Raw genomic sequence first — 6,533 nt, 5'->3', positions numbered from 1 at the left:
GGGCGCGCCCCCTCGGCCAACACCCCGGTCCCCCGGGTGTGCGCCCCGGAGCATCTCAATGGCAAGATCCAACATCGCCTGGGCGTTCTTGGACAAACTGACCCCTTCGTTCCAAATCATGGAGATGGGCACATTGCGTGTGGCCGGATGGATCGGACGTATCACCAAAGGCCGTCCCTCATAGGAGACGTCGGCGATTGGCCGTTGGACAAGGATGGCATATCCCATGCCGCGGGCGACCATCGAGCGGGTCACCTCGAAATCGGTGGTCCGGAAGCGGATCCATGGGGTCAGTCCCGCCGCAGAGAACATCATCTCGGTATTCTCGCGGCTCGGGTTCACGTCCAGCAAGATCATGGGCTCGTCGACAAGTTCGGCGAGCGCCACCTTGTCCCGCGCTACCAGCCGGTGATCCGCCGGTAGCACGACGGCGGGCACGGCCTCGCGCAACCGTTTGCGGGTCAGCCCCGGCGGAACTGTGAGCTCGTAGGCGATTGCCAGATCGAGCTCGCCGGAGAGCAACTTCTCGTGGATTTCTTGCTGGGTTCCCGCGAGGAAGTCCAGCTCCACCTCTGGATGGCGACTTCCGCACTCGGCCATGAGCTCTGTCAGGAGCGTGGGTGCCAGGGACGAATAACATCCGATCGCGACCTTGCCCCGCAATGTGCTTCCCGCATCCGCGGCCATGACCTGCAGGTCGGTGGCGGCATTCAGCAACCCGCGTGCCTGCGACAAGACGTACTGCCCCGACGGGGTCAGGCTGACCCCGCGGGCCTTGCGCCGAATCGTCAACTGCGAATTGAAGGCGCGTTCGAGTTCGTTCAGCGCCCCCGTGATTGCCGAGGGCGAGATCATCAGCGCCGCGGCGGCCCCGGCAATCGAGCCGTGTTCCCCCACCGCAACGAAGCACTCCAATTGCCTCAGGGTATATCGCGCCACAACACCTCACTAAAACCGTGGTTATTACACTGGAACTCGTACTTTACCCGAGGTTATGCGGCGGGTCACACTGGAGAACCAGTAGCTAACATTTCTCGCAGGAGTTCCGCCGCCATGAACACATCGAATGCCCCGACCGCCGTCTGCCCCTTCTCCGGGGCCAGCGGCTCCGCTGAAAGCGTGTCGGTCATTGACGAGGTAGCGGTTCCCTCTGCGCCCGCCTCTGTCGAGGTGGGCATTTCTGCCCCAGTGGCCGACTGGGTGACCATTCCGGATCTCTACGCCGACCCCTTCCCGATATACCAGCGCATGCGTTCCGAATCCCCGGTGCACTGGGTTCCGGCGGTCAACCGCTACATGGTGATGTCCTATGCGGCCTGCCACGAAATCGAACAGGACGAGGCGCGCTTCTCTGCCGATGAGAACAACTCGCTGATGAAGCGGGCCATGGGCCACTCGATGCTGCGCAAGGACAACCCGAAGCACCAAGTGGATCGCGACTCGTACGGCTCCACGTTGCGCCCGGGCACCATCAAGAAGCACTGGAACGAGATCTTCACGGCCAACCATGAGAAGTACCTCGGCGAGCTGGTCGACAAGGGACCGGGTGCCGACTTCGTCTGGGACTACGCGGCTCCCTACGCCGCGGAGAACCTGCGGTTGATCTGTGGATTCCACAACGCGTCGCAGGACGACCTGCAGCGCTGGAGCCAGACCATGATCGACGGCACCGGGAACTACGCCGACGATCCGGAGGTCTGGGAGAAGAGCGCCGAATCCTCGGCCGAGGTCGATTCCGCCATTGACGAGATGCTCCCCTACCTGGCCAAGAACCCTGACCACTCGTTGCTCTCCGGGCTCGCTTCCATGCCCATCCCACTCGAGGACATCCGGGCCAACCTGAAAATGACCATCGGTGGCGGACTGAACGAACCACGCGACGTCCTTGCCACCACAGTCTGGGCCCTCCTGAACCACCCGGAGCAGCTGGCTGCGGTAAGGAACGACCCCAAGCTACACGCGGTGGCCTTCGAGGAATCCGTGCGCTGGGTGGCACCGATTGGCATGTACCCCCGCGAAACCACCCGGGACGTGGTGCTCGAAGGCGTGCACCTGCCCAAGGGCTCCCGGCTCGGCGTGGTGCTTGGCGCCGCCAACCGCGACCCAAAGATATTCGAGGACCCCGAGTCCTTCAACATCCTCCGCCCCAAGAAGCCGCACCTGGGCTTCGGCGGCGGGGTGCACTTCTGCGCCGGCACCTGGATCGCCCGGGCCCAGGTCGCCCAGATCGCCATGCCCGCACTCTTCGACCGGATCTCGAACCTGCGCCTGGACCCATCGAGCCCGAGCATCGACGCCGGCTGGGTCTTCCGCGGCCTGACCAAGATGCCGGTCACCTGGGGCTAAGCCCCCACACCCGTTACTTCCTTCGCCCGCACCCCCTCATTTCTATCAGGAGCAATCTCCCATGCCCACCATTACCTTTGCCCAGTCCACCGGCGAGACTTCCGAAGTCACCGTCGAGGAGGGTACCTCGCTCATGCGCGCCGCCGTCACCAACGGCATCGAGGGAATCGTCGGCGAATGCGGCGGACAGGCCATGTGCGCCACCTGCCACGTGTACGTCCGCCCCGAATTCGCCGGGCAGCTTCCCGCCCTCAGCGACGACGAGGACGAGATGCTCGACTGCACCACGTCCGAGCGCACCGAGGCCTCGCGCCTGGGCTGCCAGATCAAGATGTCCGATTCCCTGGGCAAGATCGTTGTCGATGTACCGTCGGACCAGGTGTAACGGCCATGTCAACAAACACGGCCGAACACACCATCATCATCGGTGCCGGACAGGCCGGGATCCACGTCGCCGACTCCCTGCGCACCCAGGGCTACACCGGGGCCATCACCATCCTCAACGACGAGGTGACCTTCCCCTACCAACGTCCCCCGCTGTCCAAGGACTATCTGGGTGCCGATTCCCCGGGCACCGCCATGCCCCTGCGCGGTCCGGACTTCTTCGCCGCCAAGAACATCACCCTGCATGCCGGCGCAGCCATCGCCGTGGACACCGCGGCACGCAGCGTCACCTTGGCCTACGGCACCGTGCTGGCGTACACCCACCTTGTCTTTGCCACCGGGGCCGCCAACCGGCCTTTGCCCTGCCCGGGATCCACTCTCGAGGGCGTCCACGCGCTGCGCACGCTCGACGATGCGCAAGACCTGCAGCGCTCGCTGTCGGCCGCGAGGAGGGTAGTAGTAATCGGGGCCGGCTTCATAGGCCTGGAATTCGCGGCGACTGCTAGGGTCCGCGGGCTGGCGGTCACCGTGCTGGAATTCGCCACGCGCCCCATGGGCCGCGCGCTCTCGCCGACCGCATCCGACTGGTTCACCGATCGACACAGGGCCGACGGCATCGACCTCCGCCTGAACGAGGGCGTGGCGTCCATCCAACGGGACGGGACCGGATTGCTCGTCGAATCCACCGCTGGCGAGCGGTATCCGGCGGACCTGGTGCTCTACGGGGTGGGCGTGGTGCCGCGCACCGAACTGGCCGAGGCTGCGGGACTGTCCACCGGCAACGGGATCCTGGTGGACTCCGCATTGCGCACCGAGGTGGACGGAGTGCTGGCCGTCGGCGACTGCGCGTCCTTCCCCAATGCACACACCGGTTCCCGGACCCGGCTTGAATCGGTGCAAAACGCCACGGACCACGGCCGGCATGCCGCCCGCAGCATCATGGGGCATACATCCGACTATGCGGAAACCCCGTGGTTCTGGAGCACCCAGGGGACGGTCCGGCTGCAGATTGCCGGGATCTCGCACCCGACTGACGATCCCGTGGTGCTCGGGGACCCGGCCACAGGCAAGTTCTCCATCGCACTGTTGCGCGACGGGATGCTGGCGGCGGTGGAGTCGGTGAATTCCGCGGCCGACCACATTGCCGCTCGCAAGCTCGTGGGCAGGGGAATCGCACTGGACCCCGCGACCCTCGCCGACCCGGAATTCAGCCTCAAGGCCCTGGCCAAGGCCGGGATCCCGATACCTGCATGATCCACCGCGCCTCAGTTCCGGCCCCAAGCCCCGTCCATGGCCGTGATGCAGTGTTCGAGCAGTGCCTCGGCCCGGGGCCCGGGCGTGGAGGTGCGCGGCCAGATCGCCACCACCGCACTGGGACTGTTGGGCGGCTCCAGCTGCCTGATCGCCACGGGCAACCCGTCCAGGGTGTGCGGCGGGTTGTTGGGTCGCGCATACAGCAGTGCGTAGCCCAGGCCGCGGCCGACCATGGCATTGACCAGCACGACCTGCGGCAGGGAATAGGCGACGTTGGGATGAAGCCCCGCCTCGGAAAAGAGCCTGCGGGTGTTTTCCGTGCTCGGGCTGGCTTCGTAGTTGATCAGCGGTTCGTCCTGCAGTTCCGCCAACGTGATCGAGTTCTTGGCGGCCAGCGGGTGCCCTGGGTGCAGCACCACCTCGAGCCGCGTTTCATAGATGACCCGCTTGGCGAATCCGGTGGGCAGCAACAGGTCATAGACCAGGGCCAGATCCAGCTCTCCGTTCTCCAGTGCCGGAAGCAGGTCGTCGTGGGTGCCGACCCGCACCGTCACGTCGATACCCGGATGCAGGGTACGAAAACCCTCAAGCATCGAGGGCACCACGTAGCTGGCAATGGAGGCAAAGCACCCGATGGACACCGGACCGCGCAGGGCACCGTCTGAGCGGGGAAAGGAATCGGCCAGTTCCTCGGAATCGGCCACGATGCGCGCGGCCCTGGCCGCGAAGTATTGGCCGGCCGGGGTCATCCGCACCCCGTGGGACTTGCGGCGCACACAGAGCTGTTCCCCGGCGATCCGCTCGACCGCGGTGATCGCCTGGGAAAGCGCCGATTCGGAGATGTTCATTTCCGTCGCCGCCGAGCCCAGGGTCGAGTGCCGCGGGAGTTCGGCCAACAGTTCGAGCTGGCGCAGGGAGAATCTAGCCATTCTTCAGTCCAATCAAAAATGTTGTACACATAATTGAAGTTTACTCAATCAATGTGGCCTGCGACACTGGATGGTGACTTGGCTTACGTGAGCGAGTCAATCCAGTCCGAGCAGTCCGCTCAAAGAGGAGCAGCATGAGCATTGCCCAGAGCCAGACACCGGCCCAGCGCGCCAACCAGCGCCGGGTGGCGTTTGCCACGATCATCGGAACCACCATCGAGTGGTACGACTTCTTCATCTACGCCACGGCGGCAGGCCTCATCTTCGCCGACCTGTTCTTCAAGCCGGCAGGCGCCCAGATCGGCTTGCTGCTTTCCTTTGCCTCCGTGGGCATCTCCTTCCTCTTCCGCCCGCTCGGCGCCTTCCTGGCCGGACACTACGGCGACAAGATCGGCCGCCGTGCCATGTTGGTGATCACCCTGATCCTCATGGGTGCCGCGACCACCTTGATCGGTGTGCTGCCGACCTACGCCACGGCCGGGGTCCTGGCCCCGATCATGCTGCTTCTGCTGCGCATCCTGCAGGGCATCTCCGCCGGTGGCGAATGGGGCGGTGCGGTTCTCATGGCCGTCGAGCACGCGCCCAAGGACCGCCGCGGCCGCGCCGGGGCCTTCCCGCAGCTCGGTGTCCCGCTGGGCATGCTCCTGGCCTCGGGCATCATGGCGCTGATGACCGGCGTGATCTCCCCCGGCGAACAGTTCGTCCAGTGGGGCTGGCGCGTACCGTTCCTGTTGAGCATCGTGCTGATCGCCGTTGGCTACATTGTGCGCCGCTCCGTGGACGAATCCCCGATCTTCGAGGAAATCGCCGCCATGAAGCAGCAGACCAAGGTGCCGATCGTTGAGCTGTTCCGCAAGCACTGGCTGCTGGTCATCCTCGCCGCCCTGGTGTTCGCCGGCAACAACGCCGCCGGATACATGACCACCGGAGGCTTCCTGCAGGCCTACACCACCAATCCCAAGGGGCCGATCGGCTTCGAGCGGACCGACGTCTTGGTTGCCGTCGCCTTTGCCGCGACCATGTGGTTCGGTTTCACACTGCTCTCGGGCTACCTGGCGGACAAGATCGGGCGCAAGCGCACCTACCAGATCGGCTTCACCTGCCAGGCGCTGGTGGTCTTCCCGCTGTTCTGGATGGTCAACACCGCTTCGCTGCCCATGCTGTACCTGGCCTTCGCCTTCTTCGCGATCGGCCTGGGTCTGGGCTACGGCCCGCAGGCCGCCCTGTACTCCGAGTTGTTCCCCGCGTCGGTGCGCTTCTCCGGCGTATCGATTTCCTACGCCCTGGGTGCCATCATCGGTGGCGCGTTCGCCCCGATGATCGCCACCTGGCTGGTACAGGCCACCGGCACCACCACCGCGGTGTCGGTCTACCTCTTGGTCATGACCCTGATTTCACTCACGGCTGTTTCCCTGCTGCGTGACCGCAAGGGAATCGACCTCTCGATCACCAACCAGGCCGAGCAGGAAGTCGGGGCCACGATCTTCGACAAGCGCCGGCCTGTTCTCGAATCGGCGACCGTCACGGTCAAGTAACGGAACTCGGTTCGGCACTCGTCCTGCACGGCAGTCGGGCCACCGCAGAACGTGAAAGGTCGGTGCCCAAACCAAACAAAAGGGG

Annotated in this window: 6 protein-coding genes; 4 read left to right on the top strand and 2 right to left on the bottom strand. The window is 65.0% G+C overall.

Annotated features, from left to right (window positions below; all coding sequences use genetic code 11):
- Nucleotides 1-939: LysR family transcriptional regulator (locus ACLQ7E_RS11400; RefSeq protein ID WP_411732690.1), on the bottom strand; the 939-nt coding region annotated here is incomplete at its 3' end.
- Nucleotides 940-1,053: 114 nt separating this feature from the next.
- On the opposite strand from ACLQ7E_RS11400, the gene ACLQ7E_RS11395 reads away from it, so the two are divergent.
- The 3 genes from ACLQ7E_RS11395 (at nucleotide 1,054) to ACLQ7E_RS11385 (ending at nucleotide 3,984) form a co-directional block, all read left to right on the top strand.
- Complete coding sequence (locus tag ACLQ7E_RS11395) at nucleotides 1,054-2,346, top strand: cytochrome P450 (RefSeq protein WP_411732689.1); 1,293 nt, start codon at nucleotides 1,054-1,056, stop codon at nucleotides 2,344-2,346.
- 61 nt (nucleotides 2,347-2,407) lie between these two features.
- Nucleotides 2,408-2,731 carry a 2Fe-2S iron-sulfur cluster-binding protein gene (locus ACLQ7E_RS11390; RefSeq protein WP_411732688.1) on the top strand — a complete coding sequence of 108 codons (324 nt, stop codon included), beginning with the start codon at nucleotides 2,408-2,410 and terminating at the stop codon, nucleotides 2,729-2,731.
- 5 nt (nucleotides 2,732-2,736) lie between these two features.
- Nucleotides 2,737-3,984 carry an NAD(P)/FAD-dependent oxidoreductase gene (locus tag ACLQ7E_RS11385; RefSeq protein ID WP_411732687.1) on the top strand — a complete coding sequence of 416 codons (1,248 nt, stop codon included), beginning with the start codon at nucleotides 2,737-2,739 and terminating at the stop codon, nucleotides 3,982-3,984.
- A gap of 11 nt (nucleotides 3,985-3,995) precedes the next feature.
- Here the strand turns inward: ACLQ7E_RS11385 and ACLQ7E_RS11380 are convergent, their stop codons facing one another.
- Complete coding sequence (locus tag ACLQ7E_RS11380; protein ID WP_411732686.1) at nucleotides 3,996-4,913, bottom strand: LysR substrate-binding domain-containing protein; 918 nt, start codon at nucleotides 4,911-4,913, stop codon at nucleotides 3,996-3,998.
- Nucleotides 4,914-5,047: 134 nt separating this feature from the next.
- Between ACLQ7E_RS11380 and ACLQ7E_RS11375 the strand changes: the two genes are divergently transcribed.
- Nucleotides 5,048-6,448, top strand: a complete 1,401-nt coding sequence (locus tag ACLQ7E_RS11375; protein ID WP_411732685.1) for an MFS transporter — start codon at nucleotides 5,048-5,050, stop codon at nucleotides 6,446-6,448.
- Nucleotides 6,449-6,533 lie beyond the last annotated feature (85 nt).

This window comes from Paeniglutamicibacter sp. (genome assembly GCF_046714615.1).
Lineage (GTDB): Bacteria > Actinomycetota > Actinomycetes > Actinomycetales > Micrococcaceae > Paeniglutamicibacter.
Note: the sequence above shows the minus strand (reverse complement) of the source record. Positions and strands in the feature narration are given on the sequence as shown.

Excerpts from the sequence above, each read along its gene's own strand:
- ACLQ7E_RS11395 (WP_411732689.1), top strand. The coding sequence starts at position 1,054 with ATGAACACATCGAATGCCCCGACCGCCGTCTGCCCCTTCTCCGGGGCC.
- ACLQ7E_RS11390 (WP_411732688.1), top strand. The coding sequence starts at position 2,408 with ATGCCCACCATTACCTTTGCCCAGTCCACCGGCGAGACTTCCGAAGTC.
- ACLQ7E_RS11385 (WP_411732687.1), top strand. The coding sequence starts at position 2,737 with ATGTCAACAAACACGGCCGAACACACCATCATCATCGGTGCCGGACAG.
- ACLQ7E_RS11380 (WP_411732686.1), bottom strand. The coding sequence starts at position 4,913 with ATGGCTAGATTCTCCCTGCGCCAGCTCGAACTGTTGGCCGAACTCCCG.
- ACLQ7E_RS11375 (WP_411732685.1), top strand. The coding sequence starts at position 5,048 with ATGAGCATTGCCCAGAGCCAGACACCGGCCCAGCGCGCCAACCAGCGC.